Below are 19,084 nucleotides of genomic sequence, written 5' to 3'. Positions count from 1 at the left end.
TCGGCATGCTTCAGGCACTGCGAAAACTTGTTCAACAGGTTAATAATGCGGAGACGCTAGACGAAGCACTTCGTACCATTGTTGAAGGGGTTAGAGCTGCTGTTGAAACAGACGCCTGCTCAATTTGGCTTCGCGATGGTGATTCCCACCAACTCACGCTTATGGCAACCGAAGGGCTATCGCGGGAACTGGAGAAGAAACTTGTTCTCGATGCTGACCAAGGCCTGGTAGGTTGGGTTGCCGAACGTGAAGAGCCCATTAATTTAAGTGGCGCTGCCAATCATCCTCGCTACCATTTTGTCAAAGCACTTGGCGAAGAATCCTTCGATGCCTTTCTTGGCGCTCCTATTATGCATGCGGGTAAAGTACTGGGCGTTATCGTTGTTCAGCATCGTTCCCGTAAAGCGTTTGATGAGGAAGATGAGTCCATCATCATTACAGCATCAGCTCAGCTTGCCGGCGTTTTGGCCTATGCCGAGGTGGTGGAAAACGAAGATCTTCAGAGGCTGGGCGAGCCTAGTAAGGAGCGGATATATAAGGGGTTGGCAAGTGCTTCGGGTATTGGCGTTGGGCGCGCAGTGGTTCTTTCCTCTCAGAAGGATTTCCGCTCCGTACCCAAACGTAAAGTATCCGATCCAGACGCTGAGCTTGCCGCTTTTAATGGCGCACTGACCGAACTGCGAACTGAATTGGAGCAGTTGGCCGTATCGCTTGAAGAAGAGTTGAACCGTGAAGAAGTCGCGTTGTTTGATGTCTACGCACGTATGCTTGACGATCAAGCTATTGGTGGTGAAATTGTCCGTAGAATCGAAGCCGGTTACGCCGCAGAGTACGCTACCGCGCGGGTATTTGAAGGTCATGTTCGCGTATTCACTAACATGGATGATGAGTATCTTCGCGAGCGCTCAGCGGATGTCAGGGATCTGGGGATGCGATTATTGGCGCATTTGGCACCGTCCGTCAGTGAGCGAAAAGATCTTCCTGAGCGCTGTGTATTAGTAGCTCGAAGCTTAGTTGCTACGCATCTTGGGCAGATTGATCATAAGCGTATTGCCGCATTAGTGTCATTAAAGGGCTCAAGTAATTCCCACGTGGCCATTCTTGCCCGAGCGATGGGCATCCCAACGGTAATGGGGTGCGAAGAGCTTCAGCTAAAGGATCTTGACGGCCAGGAGTTAATCATTGATGGTTACCGCGGCCATGTGATTCTGAATGCTAAGCCACAGATTCGTGAACACTATAATGAGGTTGTGGCTCAGGCCGCACAACTGACTAACGAGCTTAGGGCGCTAAAGAATCTTCCGGCGCGCACACCCGACGGCAAGCGACTTATTCTCATGGCAAACACCGGGCTGGCAACCGATGCGATTCAAGCTAAAGAGGTGGGTGCCGAAGGTGCGGGTCTCTATCGAACAGAAATCCCCTTTATCCTAAAGGAGCGCTTCCCCAGTGAGCGGGAGCAGAGCCGAATTTATCGTCAACAATTGATTGCGTTTGCTCCTCAGCCAGTGACTATGCGTACTTTGGACGTAGGTGGTGATAAGCCATTGAATTACTTTCCGATTGAGGAAGATAACCCGTTTTTAGGTTGGCGTGGCATCCGTATTTCACTTGATCACCCGGAGATTTTTCTGGGGCAGGTCCGGGCAATGATGTCCGCTAGCGAGGGGCTTGATAACCTCAAAATCATGTTGCCGATGATTGCTTCGATGCAGGAATTTGACCGCGCCGAGCAACTCATTATTCGCGCTCACGAAGAAATGCTCGCCGATGGCTACGATATCAAACTGCCTGATATTGGCGTGATGATTGAAGTCCCAGCAGCGGTCTATTTGGCGGATCGTCTCGCCAAGCGTGCGGCGTTTCTCTCGGTAGGCTCGAATGATCTTATTCAGTATTTGCTGGCGGTTGATCGTAATAATGAACGTGTTTCCAACGTTTATGAAAGTTATCATCCTGCGGTGCTAAATGCGCTTCAGCACGTTGCCACGGCAGCGGCGAAAGAGGGCAAGCCTGTTAGCTTGTGTGGAGAGCTCGCGAGTGACCCCGGCGCAGCCGTGTTGCTGTTTGCTATGGGCTATCGCTATCTCTCGCTCAATAGTTATGCGTTGCCACGTGTTAAAGCGGTCATTCGCCAGTTGCCCTTTGCTGATATGCAAGAAATTTTAGCGTTGACGGCGGACTTCGATCGCGCTTCCGAACTACGAAGTTTCGTAGCGTCCGAGCTAATCAAACGCGGTGTTGACCCGCTGCTATTAAGCCGAGTTACCGACTAACTCTATGACTATTGAATGGCTAATTTTCCTCGTCCTGGGTGCCTTTGCTGGCTTTGTCTCGGGGCTATTTGGTGTGGGTGGCGGCACCGTGATGGTGCCGGCGTTGGTATTCGTATTGCTTGGTTTGGGCGTTGATGCCAGTCTGGTCATGCAAGTGGCAGTGGGAACCTCCTTCGCATTGATTTGCTTTAACAGTGTTAGTTCCGCTAAGCAGCATTCACGGCGCCAAGCGGTAAATTGGCGGGTGGTGAAATGGGCGGCGCCGTCGCTAATCTTAGGGGTTGGCGTTGGTTCACTCGTGGCCTCGGAAGTTAATAGTCGCTGGCTAATAATTTTATTCGCTTTCTTTTTGTTATTGGTGGCACTGCAAATGGCTTCCAACTGGTCACCGCAGCGTCATGCCTCAAAGGATGCTTCGGGCTTTTCGCTTGGTGGCGCTTCAACTACCTTTGGCTTTGGCTGGTTATCATCGCTATTTGGCATTGGTGGCGGCGCACTGATGGTGCCATGGCTAAACTATCGAGGGTTTAGTGCGCACGAATCCGTTGGGACGGCTGCGGCCTGTGGTGTGCCAATCGCACTTAGCGGCACCTTGAGCTACGCGTTTTTCGGCTATGGCGAGCTTGAGGGTTTGAGTTACTCCGTTGGTTTTATCTATTTGCCGGCTGTGTTAGGAATGTTGCTTACCAGCACCCTTACCGTGCCCCTGGGCGTTGCGCTGGCTCACCATTTTAACCCGTCAAAATTAAAAAAGAGTTTCGCAGCCTACCTGGTATTGGTAGTGGCTGCACTGCTGGGAGTTGTTTAAATGATCTATCCGAAGTTTGATCCTGTCGCCTTTAAGTTAGGTCCGCTAGAGGTCCACTGGTACGGTTTAATGTACCTGTTTGGCCTAGCCTTTGCCTTTGGTTTGGCGTGGTATCGGGCTAACCGAACTGACAGCCCGTTGGCTCGCAATCAAGTTGAGGATCTCATTAGTTATGGCGCGCTGGGTGTCATTGCGGGTGGACGCTTGGGTTACGTGCTGTTTTACGGTTTTGATTATTTTCTTTCAGATCCGCTATGGGCGCTGCGGATCTGGGAGGGTGGAATGTCTTTCCACGGCGGCCTACTCGGTGTGATCGTGGCTATCATGTTCTATGCAAGGCGGATCAACAAGCCATTTTTCGATGTCATTGACTTTGTCGCGCCGTTAGCCCCCATTGGGCTGGGCTTAGGGCGCCTGGGTAATTTCATTGGCCAAGAGTTGTGGGGGCGTGAAGCTCCAGCAGATTTCGCCTATGGAATGATCTTTCCCAACGACCCCGCGCAGCTCTATCGTTATCCCTCGCAGCTTTTTGAAGCGTTTCTCGAAGGGCTTGTACTGTTTGTTATTTTGTTTTTGGTAACCTTAAAACCGCGGCCGCGTTATACGGCGTCGGGCATCTTCCTCCTGGGCTACGGAGTCTTCCGTTTCATCGTGGAGTACTTTCGCGAACCAGACGAAGGTATTACGTCGGTTATACTAGGAGGGTTAACACGTGGTCAGGAACTGTGCGTGCCAATGATTTTAGGCGGTGTTGTACTGCTTGTGTTGGCGGTGAGACAGCGCGGTAAATAGTCGCTTGCTAACAAGCTTGCGATTTTGTCTTTGTAGAACTGATGTGAGTGGCAGGGTGCGCCTGATTAATGTTAGTCAGGTTGAGTGTATCATTGCTATTGAAGTGGTGTTAGCGACCTAACACCACTGTTGTCTACATTGAAAATTAGCGAGCTATCACCACGGTTGATTACACTGAAAAAGGGTAGGCAATGGCGGGATGAAACTCATAGCCCTCTAGGGTGAAGTCATCTACGGTTACCCACGTTTCAATGTCCTCTAAGCTCTTGATATTCGGGTTGATGTGCAGCGTTGGTGATGCCAGCGGCTCGCGCTTGAGTTGGACATCCCGCATAAGCTCCAGCTGATCTTCGTAAATATGGGCGTTAACAATCTTATGGAATGCCTTGCCTGGCTTATGCCCAGTGATTTGCGCCACCAAAGCCAATAGAACATACACCTGCACCATATTAAAGTTCAGTCCTAATGGGACATCACAGCTTCGCTGAGTACTATTGAGGTAGAGAGTGCCGTCTAGTAGCGAAAAGTGGTGGCTATACATGCAGGGCCGGAGGCACCCGAGATGAAATGCGCCGGGGTGGTAAAAGGTCAGGATTTCGCCGCGATTATCTTTGCCGGCGCTAAGGTCATCAATAATTTGCTTAAGCAAGTCAATGGAGCCGCCGTCGGGCTTAGGGAAATTTCGCGCAACTTTGCCGTAAATGAAACCACAGTCATCTTCACCTTTGCGAACTGGGTTGTTTAACCATGCTTCGTTGTTGTTTGCATTGGCATCCCAGGTTTTGGTGCCGATGGCACGAAAGTCAGCGGCGTTGTCGTAACCGCGAAGGTAGCCCAGCACTTCGGCAATAGCGGCTTTGTAAAAACTCTTCCGGGTGGTAACCAGCGGGAAACTTTTGGGGCCAACGGTGTATTCAAGGTCGGCGTTAATGACGGTAAGACAGCGTTTGCCGGTGCGCTCGTTAGCTACCCAGCTTCCCTCGTTGATAATTCGTTGACATAAATCTAGATATTGTTTCATAAGTTTTGTACGGTGCTGTTAGCAAATGATTTATTGATGGTATCAGTCTTAAATGCGGCAATAAAGGCTAGCTTAAGATTTCCTTAGCAATTAGCTGGCATCGATATTTAACCACCTTTCGTCGGCCCAGTAAGCGGTTGAGGTAATAGGTTTATAGATAGGAGTAAAATCAATATGGTGCGATGTGCACTGATGGTTGCGGCAGCGCAAAACGGCGTAATTGGAGTGAATAATAAATTACCCTGGCATCTCCCTGAAGACCTGAAGTATTTTCGTAAAGTAACCATGTCTAAGCCCATTATCATGGGCCGTGCCACCTTCGATTCCATCGGCAGGCCGCTGCCGGGGCGAAAGAATATTGTGGTGACGCGTAATGCCGAGTGGAACTTCCCCGGCGTAACCGTTGTCTATGATCTTGAGGCCGCTCACCAAGTTGCTTCGGCTCAGGCAGAAATTGACGGTGTAGATGAGTATGTTGTGATTGGCGGTGCCAATATTTACGCACAGGCGTTGGACAAGGCTTCGCGTATCTATTTCACCGAAGTCAAAGCCAACGTTTTTGGTGATGCGCGTTTTGAAATGCCAGACTTGGCGGGTTGGATTGAGGTGGCGCGTAGCGATTTCGATGCATCCGAAACCAATCCCTATTCATATAGTTTCTTAGTCTACGACCGTCAGCGCTAGGCTTTGATTTCGCGGCTAAGTCATTCGTGTGACCCAAATCGCACCTTTGGTCGCATTTTTAAGACTGAGGGCTTGGATTTTTTAAGTGGAGTAGGCACAATGTGTGGATACTTTTCCGTATTTTTTATACCCAAAGGTATTAGAACTACGCAATAAACGGATCAGTGCTAACCTTACGGGTGAGTAGGTGATCGAATAATAAGAAAGCAGTCTCCGTCATTTTTTAAATGCCGTTGCTACTTTCGTAATGCTGTGTGTAGAATGCAGCTAACGCTGGCCGTCACTTAGGTGACTGCCTGTTCATCATATTCTAAATATGTAAACGACAATAAATTCCCAACATGGGGTTTGGATTCAAATGAAAAAACAGCGTATGAAAGTGGCGGTTTTAGCCGCAGCAGTATCAGGTGGTGCGCTTGTTGGTACTTCAGTACTAGCAGACGAACTTGATAATGTCCTCGAAGTTGGCAACGCCGTTGCGCAAGATGGTGCATCTTCGCAACAACGTGTCGACGCTATCCAAGAACAAGCGGATAGCATTATCTCAGAATATAAGCAGGTTAATGACTCAATTGATGGTTTGAAGCTTTTCAATCGTCAAATGCAACAGTCTATTGATCGTCAGGAAGCTAGCATTGCGAACATCGAAGCATCGATCCAGCAAGTAACTGTAATGCAGCGTCAGATGCAGCCACTTACAGATCGTATGTTGGCCGCTCTTGAGAACTTCGTGGCACTTGATATGCCATTCCGTAAGTCAGAGCGCGAGCAGCGAATCGCTGATCTACGTGACAACATGACTGACCCACGCTTAACGATTGCCGAGCGTTTCCGTCAGGTCTTGGAAGCTTACAAGATTGAAAACGAGTACGGTCGTAAGATTGATCATTACTCGGAAGTTATTGACTTCGGTCAAGGTCCTAAGGAAATGAACGTCCTACAGATTGGCCGTGTCGCCCTTATGGCTCAGTCTTCAGATCAGAAGACTTCTATCGCATTCAACAGCAACTCGGGTCAGTGGGAAGTTCTAACGGACGACGCATACCGTTCTGCAATTATTCAAGGTCTACGTATTGCTAAGAAGCAGGCTCCTGCAGATCTTATGACAATCCCGGCTATCGCACCGGAGGCAGCACAATGAAAAAGAACTTCCTAGTATCAGCTGCGCTAGCCGTAGCAACGACATTTGGTGCCAACGCGATCGCGCAGGACAATGAAACTGCGGTAACGTTTGACCAGCTACTTAACGATATTCGCAACAACCGCTATGCGTTGACTCAAGAGCACCAAGAGCGTGAAGCTCGTTTTGCTCGTGAACGTAACAATCAGCAAGCGCTTCTTCGTCAAGCTCGTGCTGAAGAGACACGTCAGCAGCAGATTCTTACTCAGTTAGAAGCTGAATACGAAGAGAATACTCAGAAAATCCGTGATGCACGTTCACGCTTGAACGAAGCAAAAGGTGATCTTGGTGAACTTTTCGGCCACCTACAGGGTTTCGCTGGTGATTCACGTGAGATCTTCAAGAACTCAATCACTTCGGTTCAGTATGGTCAGCGCGAGCAGGCAATTACTGACATGATCGCTAAGTTGGATACAACTTCTGATCAGCTCCCAACTATCGCCGAGATCGAAGCACTTTGGTTCGAAGTTCAGCGTGAAATGGTTGCTACGGGCGAAGTAGTAAGCTTCAACGCAGACGTTACTAACCCGAACGGTGAATCAAACAACCAAACGGTTACTCGAGTTGGTGTTTTCAACTTGGTATCGGAAGGTAAGTACCTTTCGTTCAACCCTACAACTGGTATCGTCTCTGAGCTACCACGTCAGCGTGATGACGCGCTAGCCGGTGCAGAGAATCTAGCTACTGCATCAGCTGGCTTAACCGCGTTCAAGGTAGATCCAACCGGTCCTACTGGTGGTACCTTGCTGAACGCATTGATCGATACGCCAACTATCGAAGAGCGTATCGCTCAAGGTAAAGAAGTTGGTTACATCATTATCTCTATTGGTGTGATTGGTGTGTTGATTGCACTGCTACGCATGATCGTACTTGTTGGTATGTCAGCGAAGGTTAATGCACAGGCTAAGTCTGAGACTATTGATACTAAGAACCCACTAGGCCGTATCCTACAGGTTGCTGCCGACAATGGTTCTGCTGATCTAGAAACGCTTGAACTTAAGATTTCTGAGCAAATCTTGAAAGAGCGTCCAGCGATTGAGAAGGGTGTAAACATCATCAAGATTATCGGTGCAGTGGCTCCGCTACTGGGTCTTCTTGGTACCGTAACGGGTATGATTATTACCTTCCAGGCAATTACTATCTTCGGTGCGGGTGACCCAACAGCAATGGCTGGTGGTATCTCTGCAGCATTGATGACCACAGTACTAGGTTTGTGTGTAGCGATCCCAATGGTTCTTCTTCACACTATCGTAGCAGGCCGCTCTAAGTCGGTACTTGCAGTACTTGAAGAGCAAGCGACTGGTATCGTTGCGACGCGCTCTGAGGCGAAGTAATTATGTTTTGGTTACAGATGCAAATGGAGGCACTAGGCGGCTTCATCGACAAGGGCGGTCCAATGCTCTTGGCGTTGGGAGTACTAGTGTTCATCCTGTGGACTTTGGTCTTTGAGCGCATCTGGTACTTCCAGACTGGTGTCAAAAAAGACATCAAAGCAGCTGTCGATGCTTGGGAAGAGCGTGCTGAACGCACTTCCTGGGCCGCTCACCAGGTTCGTGAGATGTTAATCTCGCGCGCCCGCCAACGCATTGAAGCGTTGTTACCAATGGTAGCAACCTTGGTTGCCCTAGCGCCGTTACTCGGTCTTCTCGGTACTGTTACCGGTATGATTGAAGTATTCCACGTGCTAGCCGTAACAGGCGGTGTTGCGAAAGCAACACTACCAACAATGTCTGGGATGGTGATTGCGATTTCTGGCTTATTTGCTAAAACGTACCTTGAGCAGAAGGCTGAAGTTACAAGCAAGATGTTGGAAGACCATCTGACCATGGATCATTAACATAGTTGCCGCTCTCGGGCGGCTCTATGACCTAACGAGGTATTACCATGCGCAGAAATAGCTTATCGAAAGCGACCAAAGATGAAGAGCAACAGATTGATTTAACACCGATGCTAGACGTCGTGTTCATTATGCTGATCTTCTTCATTGTTACGGCGCAGTTCGTCAAAGAGCCAGGCGTGGATATTGAACGTCCCGCAGCACTGACGGCAATTTCGAAAGATAATGCGAACATTCTGATTGGTGTTTCTAAGGAAAACCAAATCTGGATGGATAAAAAAACAGTAGAAGAAGACGCACTACGTCTTACTATCGAACGCATGCTAGTAGATAACCCGGATTCGCAAGTCGTGATCCAGGCCGACGCTACTTCAGACGTCCGCTTGTTGGCTTTAGTCCAAGATGCGGCGAAAGAGGCAGGCGCAGTCGATATTTCCGTTTCAACGTTACATAATTGAGGAGAATGCGATGAATTTACGATTGTTACCGTCCGTTGCGCTATCCGTTGTAGTGGCGTTTGGTCTGTTTATGCTTATGGCTAAGCTGATTGACCAAGAAATTGAAATGGACGACAAAAAACGTATGGCTATCCCCGATATCATGATGACCGAACCGGAAATCAATGACATTGTGGAAGAAGAAAAGCCAGAGAAACCAGAAGAGCCAGACCAGCCACCACCAGACCTTCCAGAGCCTGAGTTTCAGGATCCGGATCTCGATGCGGGTTTAAATACCAGCGGTGCCGGTACAGGTATTGAGCTTGGTTTTGATGCCGGCGGTTTAAACGTCTCCGATGGCGAGTACTTGCCAATCGTTAAGGTAGCTCCACAGTACCCACGTCGAGCTCAGTCTCGCGGTATTGAAGGCTACGCGATTGCTCAGTACACGGTTACCGAGGCGGGTACGACTGAAGATTGTGTGGTGATCGAGGCGGCAACGACTTCGGGCAATCCTACCACTATCTTCAACAGTGCAGCGTGTCGTGCGGCGGCGAAGTTTAAGTATCGTCCGCGGGTAGTTGATGGCGTAGCCATTAAGGTACCAAACGTACGCAACCGTTTTACGTTTGAATTCGGCGACGACTAAGGAGTAAAAAATGACAACATTAGTTACAAAAATGTTTCGTGTTACCGCTCTAGCGTCGGCGATGTTCGTTGGTCCAGTGGTGCTGTCTCAGTTGCCCCAGACTACCGTAGTAGGCTTTTCAGCTATTGCTCAGGATGACGAGCAGCAGGAAACACGTCGCGTTCCGGCTATGTCTCCTCGAGTAGGACGCTACTTTGAGCCAGTACTCGAAGTCTTTGAAATGGAGAACCCAACGACTGCTGATTATGAAGCGGCGTTAGAGCTTCTTCAGAGCTACGACATCGAACGTTGGAATGGCTACGAGAAAGCGATGTTCTGGCGCTACCAGGCAGGCATCTACGCCACAATGGAAGATTATAGTAACGCTAAGCGTTGTTATGTCGAGATGATGAATCACCGTACTGATATTCAGCCGCGTATGGAGCAAGAGACGTTGTTGATGCTCTCTAAGCTTGAAGCAGTTGATGAGAATTGGGATGGTGCACTCGGATTCATTGATGAGTGGTGGCAATTGATTCCAACGCCTACGATGGAAGGTTACAAGCTTCGAGGTACGTTTAAGTATCAGAAGCAGGACTTCCGTGGTGCGTTAGATGATATGAAAGTCGTTATTGCTGACTCTGAAGAAAAGCAGGGTAAAGCGAAGGAAGGCGATTACAACATGGAGTTTGCTATTTACTCCGAGTTGGGGCAGCCGAACGAAATGCTTCGTGTAGCGGAAGTGATGGTTCGCCATTACCCATCTGCAACCAGCTGGAAGCGCCTCTATTCCATGTACTTAGATCGCGAGCGCATTCCAGAAGCGCTTGCAGCTATGCAGGTTTGTTACGACCAAGGTTACTTTGATCGTGAGAGTCAGATCTCTACATTCGCTTCGCTTTGGAACTCTGAAGCTAACCCATACTTGGCTGCAAAGTACTTCCAAGAGGGAATTGACGCAGGCATTGTTGAAGAGAACCAGAAGAACTTCGAGTATCTTGCTAGCTGGTGGTATCAAGCACGTGAGTACATGAAGTCTATCGAGTCGCGTCGTAAAGCGGCAGAGCTCTCTGATGACGGCGAAAACTGGTCGTTACTGGCTCGCGCAGAACTTCAGGAGAGCATGTACGAAGAGACTATTTCTTCGGCACGTAAAGCTATCCAAGGTGGCGGTCTCCGTGACGTTGCACAGGTTCATATCCTTCAAGGTCAGGCTTATATGGCTCTGAAGCGTTTTGAGGAAGCGAAAGCGGCCTTTGAACGTGCTAAGAACTCAAGTGGTACGAGTCAGCGTTATGCTGACGGTTACATCAACTACGTTCAGCAGAAGATTGACCTACTGGCTTCATTGCAAAGCTAAACGCGCTTAGCATACCTAGAAACCCAGCCTTCGAGCTGGGTTTTTTTATGCCTTCCGAACTTGAGTTCCTCGATTTTATGAAGTGCTTCTTTTGATGTCGCAGCTGGTTGAGAGAATGAGCATCGATTAATAATTAGTTGACTTGACGATATATAAGTACTAATTTAAGTGAATGATAATTATTATCATTCACACTTTCTTTACCGCTTTACCGCTTTACCGCTTTACCGCTTTACCGCTTTACCGCTTTACCGCTTTACCGCTTTACCGAGGCTAGTTGAGAGCCGTTTAGGCCCTCTATAAATGGATCACTAAAAGGAATTTTTATGGATATATTACGTATTAGCTCAGTAGCTGTTTTAGCCGTCGCGTTGGTTTCAACGACACTATCAACGCAGGCACTCGATGAGGCGCTAAGTGTTGAGCCTTCAACGCAGTTTGTTTACTCACACCGTTCAGAAAAAACTGATATGCAATTTCAGCCGATGACTCCGCGGGTTGGGAGGATTTTTGAGCCCGTGCTTGAGCTGTTTCAGGCTGAATCTTCACAGCAACAGTTTGAAGCCGCTGTCGTTGAGATGAAAGGCTGGGATATTGACCGCTGGAACGCCTATGAAAAAGCGATGTATTGGCGTTACTTGGGTGGTATCCAGGCATCACTTGGCGACTATCAGGGAGCGGCAATTTCCTATCAGCAATTGTTAGCTCATAACGCTGCCATTCCTGTAGAGCTTGAGAAGGCAACATTATTAGCTCTTGCGAAGTTCGAAGTCAGTGCTGCTAATTGGGATACCGCTCTCGAATATTTAAGGTATTCAACCGAGTTGGGAATTGAGCCAACTGTCGACGAATTGCAGCTAGAGGCTGTAGCGAACTATCAGGTAGGGGACTTTAGCGAGGCGATTGATGCTATCTCTCAAGTTATATCAATGCGCGAAGTTGAAGCTGGACGAGCGCAAGAAAACAACTATAACATGCAGGTTTCGGCATACATGGCTGTAGAGAGCAATGAGTTAGCATTGGTTGCAGCACAACGACTTGTTGAGTTCTACCCTAGCGACAGAAGCTGTAGAATCGTGGAGCAGCTTAGTAAGGCGACCGAAACGACTATCGAGCCCGTGGAAGCCTGTGTTACAACGCAAGTTGACGCGTAGCTAGTAAACAAGTCGTCAGGAGGTTGGCTGGATTTTGCTAACTTTCGGAGTGCTTAGCAAGCCTCCTTACTTCCAGCGGCGAAAAAAAGCGATACAGCTAGCTGTATCGCTTTTCTATGTGCTGTCCAAAAACTCTGGGCTTAGAAATCAAGCTTACTAAGGTCCCGAACGGCTCCCTTGTCCGCACTAGTAGCCAGCATTGCGTAAGCCTTTAGCGCTGCACTCACTTTACGTGGGCGAGCTTTGGCAGGCTTGAAACCGGTTATTGCTTGAATCGCTCGGCGCTCAGCGAGTTCAGGCTCTGAAACCATCAGGTTAATGGAGCGATTAGGGATATCAATAATAATCTTATCGCCACTGTTAACTAGAGCAATTGTTCCGCCAGCAGCGGCCTCAGGAGAGCAGTGACCTATGGATAGACCAGAGGTCCCGCCCGAAAAACGACCGTCAGTTAGGAGCGCGCAGCTAGCTCCAAGCCCTTTCGACTTCAAATAACTCGTTGGGTAAAGCATCTCTTGCATGCCAGGACCGCCACGAGGCCCCTCATAGCGGACGATAACTACCGCTCCCGGTTTTACCCGATCATTGAGAATGTCATCTACCGCATCATCTTGAGATTCAACAACATGGGCGGTTCCTTCGAAATACCAAATCGATTCGTCAACACCGCTTGTTTTGACTACGCAGCCGTCTTCGGCGAGATTACCGTAGAGTACGGCTAATCCGCCCTCGTCACTGAAGGCATGGTTGTGGTGGCGAATACAGCCGTTTTCACGATCGGCATCCAAGCTTGTCCAACGGCAACTTTGGGAGAAAGCCGTTTGGGTAGGGATGCCAGCAGGCCCGGCTTTATAGAAGGTCTTAATTGCTTCATCGGCGGTAGTCATGATGTCGTACTGACTAATGGCGTCGCCAATCGTGTTAGCGTGCACACACGGGACTTGATCGTCGATCAACCCAGCTCGGCGCAGCTCAGCCAAGATGCCCATAATACCGCCAGCACGGTGTACGTCTTCGATATGATATTTTGGCGTATTAGGGGCTACTTTACAGAGCTGTGGCACCTGTCGACTTAGGGCATCAATGTCGCTGAGGTCGAAGTCCAACTCAGCTTCCTGTGCGGCGGCGAGTAAGTGGAGAATGGTGTTGGTGGACCCGCCCATGGCGATATCAAGGACCATCGAATTATTAAATGCGGCCTTCGAGGCAATATTGCGTGGTAAGGCGCTGGCGTCGTCTTCCTCATAGTAACGTTTCGCTAGCTTAACGATGGTTCTGCCAGCTTCTAGGAATAGTTCCTCACGATCGGCGTGGGTAGCCAGAACAGTGCCATTTCCCGGTAACGCTAAGCCTAATGCCTCCATTAAGCAGTTCATAGAGTTGGCGGTAAACATTCCAGAACAAGACCCACAGGTTGGGCAGGCTGAACGCTCATACTCGGCAACTTTTTCATCGCTAGCGCTGTCATCCGCGGCAATCACCATAGCGTCGACGAGATCGAGTTTGTTCTCAGACAGCTTGGTCTTGCCAGCCTCCATGGGGCCGCCGGAGACGAAGATTACGGGAATGTTGAGACGCAGAGCGGCGTTTAACATCCCCGGCGTGATTTTATCGCAGTTTGAGATACATACTAGGGCGTCGGCACAGTGCGCATTGACCATGTACTCAACGCTGTCAGAGATGATATCTCGTGACGGGAGTGAATAGAGCATGCCATCGTGACCCATGGCAATGCCATCATCTACGGCAATAGTGTTGAACTCCTTGGCCACACCGCCTGCGCGCTCAATTTCTCGAGCGACGAGCTGTCCCATATCCTTTAGGTGAACGTGTCCCGGCACAAATTGTGTGAACGAGTTTGCAACAGCAATTATGGGCTTGTGGAAGTCCGCATCTTTCATGCCAGTAGCACGCCAGAGTGCGCGAGCGCCGGCCATATTGCGGCCTTCAGTAGTAGTTTTCGAACGATAACGTGGCATATGTTAACTCACCCAGTAGCTGTTAAGAATGCTTGAAGATTACCACAGTACGTGGGCTTTAGCCGTATTTTTGCGACTGGGAGCTATGCGGATTGTTTATCTTAGAGGTGAACAACTGGCTATAGCTAAACGCCGTGAGGCGCTGAGCTAATCGCGACACCGGAGGCATTAAATTCAGCGCGGACGTTCATGGCGCGAGTTTACCGCTATAGCGTTTTAGCCATCAGTTTGGAATTACGCTGGTAGTTATACATATCGCGGCGTGAAGCCGGCAAATCGTCAAGCTGTGACGGCGAAAAACCCTGTTCCAAGAACCAATGCATACTTCCAGTGGTAAGGAGGAAAAGACGTTTAAGTTGCGCCTTCTTCGCTTCTATTTCAATATGCTTAAGTAGTTGAATGGTTACGCCCGTGCCGCGATATTCGGGGGCAGTGGCTACGCAAGCGATTTCAGCGCTTTGATCCTCAAAGGGGTATAGCGCGCAACAACTAATGATCATTCCATCCTTTTCAACCAGCGTGAAGTAGGGTAATTCAACTTCCAGCCGTTCGCGTGACCGACGAACCAGCGCTCCAGATTGCTCTAGAGGGCGAATGAGGTTAATGATAGCGTTGAGGTCATCAACACGCGCCGCGCGAATTATCCAATCAGGACAACTGGAAATCATTACCCCTTGACCATCGCGGGTATATAACTCCGATAGGAGGCTCCCATCAATATTAATATCAACCAGGTGAGCACGTTCAACACCTAAGCCAACCGCTCTTGATAAACTGGATATAAGCTGAGCTAATTCATGGGTGATTGTCTGATCAGTAGCGAGTTGCTCAGCCTCAGCGATACTCAGGCTGGATGAAATACTAGTTGGAACTTGATCGTAAACACTCACTAACTTCTCAGCCTTCAGTGACGATGCCAGCTGAACAGCGAGATCATCAGCCTCCAAATTAAAGCTCTCACCACTTGGGGAGTGACCAATTGGACTGATCAGAACAATGTTACCGCTATCTAACTGCTGCTTAATGGCTGGCGCATTGATCTTGCGAAGTTCACCTGTATGTAAATAGTCTATCCCGTCAACCACGCCTAAGGGTTTTGCAACCACGAAGTTACCGCTGACAACGGTGATGTTCGCCTGGTGCATGGGTGAGTTAATGAGTCCCATAGAGAGCTTCGCTTCCACATAGTTTCGAAGTCTACCCACTTCCGCCGCAATGACTTCCATTAGCTCATTTGATGTAAGGCGTTTACCAAGATGGAACTCGCTGGCGATACCCTGTTGTTGCAGCACCTTATCAATAGCCTGACGAGCGCCTAAAACCATCACAATTTTTACACCGAGGTTATGAGCAATGGCAAGATCATGCAGAAAGCCGCGAAAATGATCGTGACTGATGACTTCGCTTCGCAGATTGATCACCACCGTAGTTTGACGATGGAGGTTGATGTATGGAGACGACTGTCGGAACCATTGAACGAGTTCGTGTTGTTTCATAGCGGTGCAATACAATAGTGATGAATAAGTTTGCTAATTAAAGCGTATGCGGGCTCAAGTTGCGAGAGTTCTATGTACTCATTGGGCTGGTGCGCCACATCTATTGATCCAGGTCCCATCACAACAGTATCCATGCCCATGGCTTGTAAATACGGCGCTTCGGTGCCAAAGGCGACGGTTTCTGCGGTGTTCTCGGTGAGCTGTTCGCAGAGCGCTACAAGTTCACTAATACCCGCATCAAAAGATGGCACCGAGTTAATGAGAGGCCTGAGATGAATAATAGCGCCAGTCTTGCTCGCCAGCTTTGCGCAATACTCGGCAATTTCATTCCGAAGTTGGTCTTGGGTGAGATCAGGTAGCGTCCGAACGTCGAAGTGAAGATTTACTTCGCCGCAGATTCTATTTGGGCTGTCACCGCCGTGAATGCAGCCAAAATTCATGGTTGGATAGGAAATAGCAAAACGATTGTCCTGATAGCGAGCACGTAAACTTCGTTTCAAACGCTTTAGATAGTTAAGAAGCGTTGTTGCAATATCCATAGCATTCACACCAAGCTCAGGATTGGACGAGTGTCCCGACTGGCCAATAATGCGAATGGACTCCATCATCACGCCCTTGTGAGCGCGAATAGGAGTAAGGCCAGTAGGTTCGCCAATCACGGCGGCTCGGCTAATAGGATAGCTTTGATCGCGCAGTGCCATAGCGCCAGACATCGAAGATTCTTCATCGGCGGTAGCAAGAAGAATAAGAGGAGCTTGATATTGTTCAATTTTGAAGCGCTGCGCAGCGGCCAAAGCGAGTGGAAAGAAGCCCTTCATATCCGTGGCGCCTAAGCCAAAGAGAGCATTGTCACGTTGAGTGAGCTGCCAAGGGTCTTGCTGCCATTTTTCGGGGTTACAGGGGACGGTGTCTGAGTGGCCAGAGAGAATCAGTCCGCCGCTTCCAGTGCCTAGTGTAGCAACGAGATTAAACTTTCCGGGGTGGTTAGGTACCGGCAATTTCTCTACGCGAAAACCCAGCGCATGCGTCCACGATGCGAGTAGATCGATCACCCCTTCATTGGACTGATCATACTGGCTACTTGTGGATGACACGGATGGGATAGCCACCAGTTGGGCTAGTCGCTGTGTATAGTGTGCTAAATCCATAAGTTAATGATCCTTGCGGCGAACTCAGAGGGGCGATTAAGTGACTAATTTAACATGGAACTCGCTAGGAATCAGGTATCTGTTTCTGCGAAACCGCGCTGGTTGGGTAGGCGAGGCTATTGAGCACAAAAAAGGGCCTCCTAAGAGACCCTTTTGACGTTGAATTGCGTTGGCTGTGTTGTTAGCCAAACATACCTTTCAAGGTGTAGAAGAACAAAATTGATAAGCCTGCCCCAGCTGGGAGGGTGACAACCCAGCTAATACCAATGGTGCCAACAACACGTAGATCGAGTGCGCCAATACCACGGGCAAGACCTACGCCTAGAACCGCGCCCACCAAGCAGTGAGTGGTAGAGACTGGCAAGCCAGTACCCGACGCTAGCACGACGGTTCCGGCGGCACCAAGTTCTGCAGCGAAGCCGCGGCTTGGGGTTAGTTCAGTGATTCGCTTACCAATGGTTGCCATGACTTTGTAGCCATAGGTGGCTAGACCAATGATGATACCGACACCACCAATTAGCAGAATCCATGGTGGAACACCGGCTTTGCTAGCAATCACACCACCACTTTGAATGGTGCTGTATACCGCCGCCAAGGGGCCGATAGCGTTGGCAACATCGTTCGAGCCGTGCGCGAACGCCATTGCTGAAGCCGTAAAAATCATCAATACCGCAAAGATTTTTTCCACTCCGTCGAAGCGATGACCGGCTTCAAACTTAGGCTCCTGAACATTGCGCATGAGGAACTTACCCGTGGCCGCAATGGCTAGGCCAACTAGCGCTGCGTACAATGCCGCCTCGCCGTAACTCAGATCCAAGCCAACGTGTTTAAGACCTTTCACCATGGTCACCATCGAGATTAAAAATCCCGTAAGGAACATGTAAATTGGAATGTAACGCTTAGCATTTTGGAACGGCTTATCGGTGTTTAGAATGAATTTATGGGCCGAGAGGAATAGCAAAAACGCCATGGTGCCAGATAGCACGGGTGATACAACCCAAGAGGCAACGATACCTCCTACTTTACCCCAAGCAACCGCTTCAGCGGAAACACCCACTGCGGCGAAACCTACGATTGCGCCCACGATAGAGTGCGTTGTTGATACCGGCCAACCGAAACGACTGGCAATAAGTAGCCAAGTTCCCGCCGCTAAAAGGGCTGCTGACATACCGTAGACCAACCACTCAGGGTTATCTTCGAACACTAGCGGGTCAATAATGCCCTTGCGAATGGTTGACGTTACCTCACCACCGGCGAGGTAGGCACCAGCAAATTCCATCACTGCGGCGATAATAATCGCTTGTTTGAGTGTTAAAGCGCGCGAACCAACCGAGGTTCCCATCGCATTCGCGACGTCATTTGCACCAATACCCCAAGCCATAAATAGGCCGAAAGCACCCGCTAATAGTAAGAGGGTAAAACCGTGATTTGCAATAATATCCATGTATTAGACTCTTTTTAAGCGGTTAACGAGCGGTGAGGATTTGTAATCGAGATCCAACGCTTTGAGCGCGATCAGACAAATCACCAACACTTTCAATTGTGCGATAGAGGAAAATAACATCTACAGGAGGTAGATCTTTTTCGATTTCGAAGAGCTCGTAACGAAGATCACGCTGAAGTGCATCGGCATCGTCTTCGAGCTGGTGAATTCGTTCCACAATCTTGTCAACAATGGCCAGCTCGCGACCACGGAAGCCAGACTCTAACAAATCGCCTAATTCATCAATGGCTTTGCGGGTCTCGTTGACGCTCTCTACGGAAACCGCTACAAAGGCTTTGAACTTAGCCTGAAGCGGAGCTGGAATCTGCATACGACGACCAATGATGACGCCGGTTAAATCCTTCGCACAGTTGGCAATCTTATCCTGGCTGTGCAACATCTCTAAGATGTCTGAACGCGCTACTGGTAAAAACAGTGACTTGGGTAGGTTGTTGCGAATGTCCGCCTTCAACTTATCCGCTTCTTTTTCGGAGTCAGAGATGAAAGTCCGTGTTTTGGTTGCCGCATCCCAGTCTTCGTTAATCACTTGATCAAAAAACGAATCGGTTGCAGAAACACATTTGTCCACTTCAACCATGTGGTTGCGGAGAATGTGCAGCGGTGACCTGGTAAATAGGTTACCTAGTGCTTGACCAATAGCCATAGAAGGAAAAGTCCTCATCTATTAATAGTAGTTACCGAAGATTCGTTATCATTCGGAAGTTCGGCGCGATTGTTACAGGTTTGTGCCTTAACGTCACTTATTTTCAACACTGATTATAGTCGGTCATTGATAATCGA

Annotated in this window: 17 protein-coding genes; 11 read left to right on the top strand and 6 right to left on the bottom strand. The window is 49.1% G+C overall.

Annotation, left to right across the window (positions count from 1 at the left end; translation table 11 throughout):
- Positions 1-5 precede the first annotated feature (5 nt).
- Genes ptsP through lgt form a run of 3 tightly spaced genes read left to right on the top strand, consistent with a single transcriptional unit; the run spans position 6 to position 3,876 of the window.
- A complete protein-coding gene (gene ptsP / locus DFR27_RS07810; RefSeq protein WP_121876890.1) occupies positions 6-2,276 on the top strand; it encodes a phosphoenolpyruvate--protein phosphotransferase in 2,271 nt (756 codons plus the stop codon).
- A gap of 4 nt (positions 2,277-2,280) precedes the next feature.
- Positions 2,281-3,084, top strand: coding sequence for a sulfite exporter TauE/SafE family protein (locus DFR27_RS07805; protein WP_121876889.1), 804 nt, complete (start codon positions 2,281-2,283; stop codon positions 3,082-3,084).
- Positions 3,085-3,876, top strand: coding sequence for a prolipoprotein diacylglyceryl transferase (gene lgt, locus DFR27_RS07800; protein WP_121876888.1), 792 nt, complete (start codon positions 3,085-3,087; stop codon positions 3,874-3,876).
- 169 nt (positions 3,877-4,045) lie between these two features.
- Here lgt and DFR27_RS07795 read toward each other — a convergent pair whose 3' ends face one another.
- Entirely contained in the window at positions 4,046-4,897 is an 852-nt protein-coding gene (locus tag DFR27_RS07795) for a thymidylate synthase (RefSeq protein ID WP_121876887.1), read from the bottom strand.
- A 174-nt stretch (positions 4,898-5,071) separates the two neighbouring features.
- Between DFR27_RS07795 and DFR27_RS07790 the strand changes: the two genes are divergently transcribed.
- The 8 genes from DFR27_RS07790 to DFR27_RS07755 all read left to right on the top strand — a co-directional run bounded on the left by DFR27_RS07790 (position 5,072) and on the right by DFR27_RS07755 (position 12,177).
- Entirely contained in the window at positions 5,072-5,581 is a 510-nt protein-coding gene (locus DFR27_RS07790; protein ID WP_211327595.1) for a dihydrofolate reductase, read from the top strand.
- Between the two features lie 358 nt (positions 5,582-5,939).
- Positions 5,940-6,722: a DUF3450 domain-containing protein gene (locus tag DFR27_RS07785; protein WP_121876886.1), complete on the top strand. Its 783-nt coding sequence runs from the start codon at positions 5,940-5,942 to the stop codon at positions 6,720-6,722.
- The gene (locus DFR27_RS07780) at positions 6,719-8,095 is read left to right on the top strand and encodes a MotA/TolQ/ExbB proton channel family protein (protein WP_121876885.1); all 1,377 of its coding nucleotides are present in this window, start codon (positions 6,719-6,721) and stop codon (positions 8,093-8,095) included. The genes DFR27_RS07785 and DFR27_RS07780 overlap by 4 nt, the downstream gene beginning before the upstream one ends.
- A 2-nt stretch (positions 8,096-8,097) precedes the next feature.
- The gene (locus DFR27_RS07775) at positions 8,098-8,598 is read left to right on the top strand and encodes a MotA/TolQ/ExbB proton channel family protein (RefSeq protein ID WP_121876884.1); all 501 of its coding nucleotides are present in this window, start codon (positions 8,098-8,100) and stop codon (positions 8,596-8,598) included.
- A gap of 47 nt (positions 8,599-8,645) precedes the next feature.
- Entirely contained in the window at positions 8,646-9,056 is a 411-nt protein-coding gene (locus tag DFR27_RS07770; protein ID WP_121876883.1) for an ExbD/TolR family protein, read from the top strand.
- Between the two features lie 10 nt (positions 9,057-9,066).
- On the top strand, positions 9,067-9,684 hold the full coding sequence (locus DFR27_RS07765) for an energy transducer TonB (RefSeq protein ID WP_121876882.1): 618 nt from the start codon (positions 9,067-9,069) through the stop codon (positions 9,682-9,684).
- A gap of 10 nt (positions 9,685-9,694) precedes the next feature.
- Positions 9,695-11,023, top strand: coding sequence for a tetratricopeptide repeat protein (locus DFR27_RS07760; RefSeq protein ID WP_121876881.1), 1,329 nt, complete (start codon positions 9,695-9,697; stop codon positions 11,021-11,023).
- Positions 11,024-11,349: 326 nt separating this feature from the next.
- Positions 11,350-12,177: a tetratricopeptide repeat protein gene (locus tag DFR27_RS07755; protein WP_121876880.1), complete on the top strand. Its 828-nt coding sequence runs from the start codon at positions 11,350-11,352 to the stop codon at positions 12,175-12,177.
- Between the two features lie 140 nt (positions 12,178-12,317).
- On the opposite strand, the gene ilvD is transcribed toward DFR27_RS07755, so the two are convergent.
- The 5 genes from ilvD to DFR27_RS07730 form a co-directional block, all read right to left on the bottom strand.
- Positions 12,318-14,156 carry a dihydroxy-acid dehydratase gene (gene ilvD, locus DFR27_RS07750; RefSeq protein WP_121876879.1) on the bottom strand — a complete coding sequence of 613 codons (1,839 nt, stop codon included), beginning with the start codon at positions 14,154-14,156 and terminating at the stop codon, positions 12,318-12,320.
- A gap of 206 nt (positions 14,157-14,362) precedes the next feature.
- Positions 14,363-15,652 (bottom strand): amino-acid N-acetyltransferase, encoded by a 1,290-nt coding sequence (gene argA / locus DFR27_RS07745; RefSeq protein WP_121876878.1) that lies wholly within the window; start codon positions 15,650-15,652, stop codon positions 14,363-14,365.
- A complete protein-coding gene (argE, locus tag DFR27_RS07740; protein WP_121876877.1) occupies positions 15,649-16,800 on the bottom strand; it encodes an acetylornithine deacetylase in 1,152 nt (383 codons plus the stop codon). The genes argA and argE overlap by 4 nt, the downstream gene beginning before the upstream one ends.
- Positions 16,801-16,981: 181 nt before the next feature.
- On the bottom strand, positions 16,982-18,244 hold the full coding sequence (locus DFR27_RS07735; RefSeq protein WP_121876876.1) for an inorganic phosphate transporter: 1,263 nt from the start codon (positions 18,242-18,244) through the stop codon (positions 16,982-16,984).
- Positions 18,245-18,266: 22 nt separating this feature from the next.
- Positions 18,267-18,947, bottom strand: coding sequence for a TIGR00153 family protein (locus tag DFR27_RS07730; protein WP_121876875.1), 681 nt, complete (start codon positions 18,945-18,947; stop codon positions 18,267-18,269).
- Positions 18,948-19,084 lie beyond the last annotated feature (137 nt).

It is taken from the genome of Umboniibacter marinipuniceus (assembly GCF_003688415.1).
Classification (GTDB): Bacteria; Pseudomonadota; Gammaproteobacteria; order Pseudomonadales; family DSM-25080; genus Umboniibacter; species Umboniibacter marinipuniceus.
The sequence above is the reverse complement of the archived record's forward strand: the minus strand, read 5'-3'. Positions and strand labels throughout refer to the sequence as shown.

Excerpts from the sequence above, each read along its gene's own strand:
- ilvD (WP_121876879.1), bottom strand. The coding sequence starts at position 14,156 with ATGCCACGTTATCGTTCGAAAACTACTACTGAAGGCCGCAATATGGCC.
- DFR27_RS07775 (WP_121876884.1), top strand. The coding sequence starts at position 8,098 with ATGTTTTGGTTACAGATGCAAATGGAGGCACTAGGCGGCTTCATCGAC.
- argA (WP_121876878.1), bottom strand. The coding sequence starts at position 15,652 with ATGAAACAACACGAACTCGTTCAATGGTTCCGACAGTCGTCTCCATAC.
- DFR27_RS07765 (WP_121876882.1), top strand. The coding sequence starts at position 9,067 with ATGAATTTACGATTGTTACCGTCCGTTGCGCTATCCGTTGTAGTGGCG.
- DFR27_RS07790 (WP_211327595.1), top strand. The coding sequence starts at position 5,072 with ATGGTGCGATGTGCACTGATGGTTGCGGCAGCGCAAAACGGCGTAATT.
- DFR27_RS07730 (WP_121876875.1), bottom strand. The coding sequence starts at position 18,947 with ATGGCTATTGGTCAAGCACTAGGTAACCTATTTACCAGGTCACCGCTG.
- DFR27_RS07780 (WP_121876885.1), top strand. The coding sequence starts at position 6,719 with ATGAAAAAGAACTTCCTAGTATCAGCTGCGCTAGCCGTAGCAACGACA.
- DFR27_RS07735 (WP_121876876.1), bottom strand. The coding sequence starts at position 18,244 with ATGGATATTATTGCAAATCACGGTTTTACCCTCTTACTATTAGCGGGT.
- lgt (WP_121876888.1), top strand. The coding sequence starts at position 3,085 with ATGATCTATCCGAAGTTTGATCCTGTCGCCTTTAAGTTAGGTCCGCTA.
- DFR27_RS07805 (WP_121876889.1), top strand. The coding sequence starts at position 2,281 with ATGACTATTGAATGGCTAATTTTCCTCGTCCTGGGTGCCTTTGCTGGC.
- ptsP (WP_121876890.1), top strand. The coding sequence starts at position 6 with ATGCTTCAGGCACTGCGAAAACTTGTTCAACAGGTTAATAATGCGGAG.
- argE (WP_121876877.1), bottom strand. The coding sequence starts at position 16,800 with ATGGATTTAGCACACTATACACAGCGACTAGCCCAACTGGTGGCTATC.
- DFR27_RS07785 (WP_121876886.1), top strand. The coding sequence starts at position 5,940 with ATGAAAAAACAGCGTATGAAAGTGGCGGTTTTAGCCGCAGCAGTATCA.
- DFR27_RS07795 (WP_121876887.1), bottom strand. The coding sequence starts at position 4,897 with ATGAAACAATATCTAGATTTATGTCAACGAATTATCAACGAGGGAAGC.
- DFR27_RS07755 (WP_121876880.1), top strand. The coding sequence starts at position 11,350 with ATGGATATATTACGTATTAGCTCAGTAGCTGTTTTAGCCGTCGCGTTG.
- DFR27_RS07760 (WP_121876881.1), top strand. The coding sequence starts at position 9,695 with ATGACAACATTAGTTACAAAAATGTTTCGTGTTACCGCTCTAGCGTCG.
- DFR27_RS07770 (WP_121876883.1), top strand. The coding sequence starts at position 8,646 with ATGCGCAGAAATAGCTTATCGAAAGCGACCAAAGATGAAGAGCAACAG.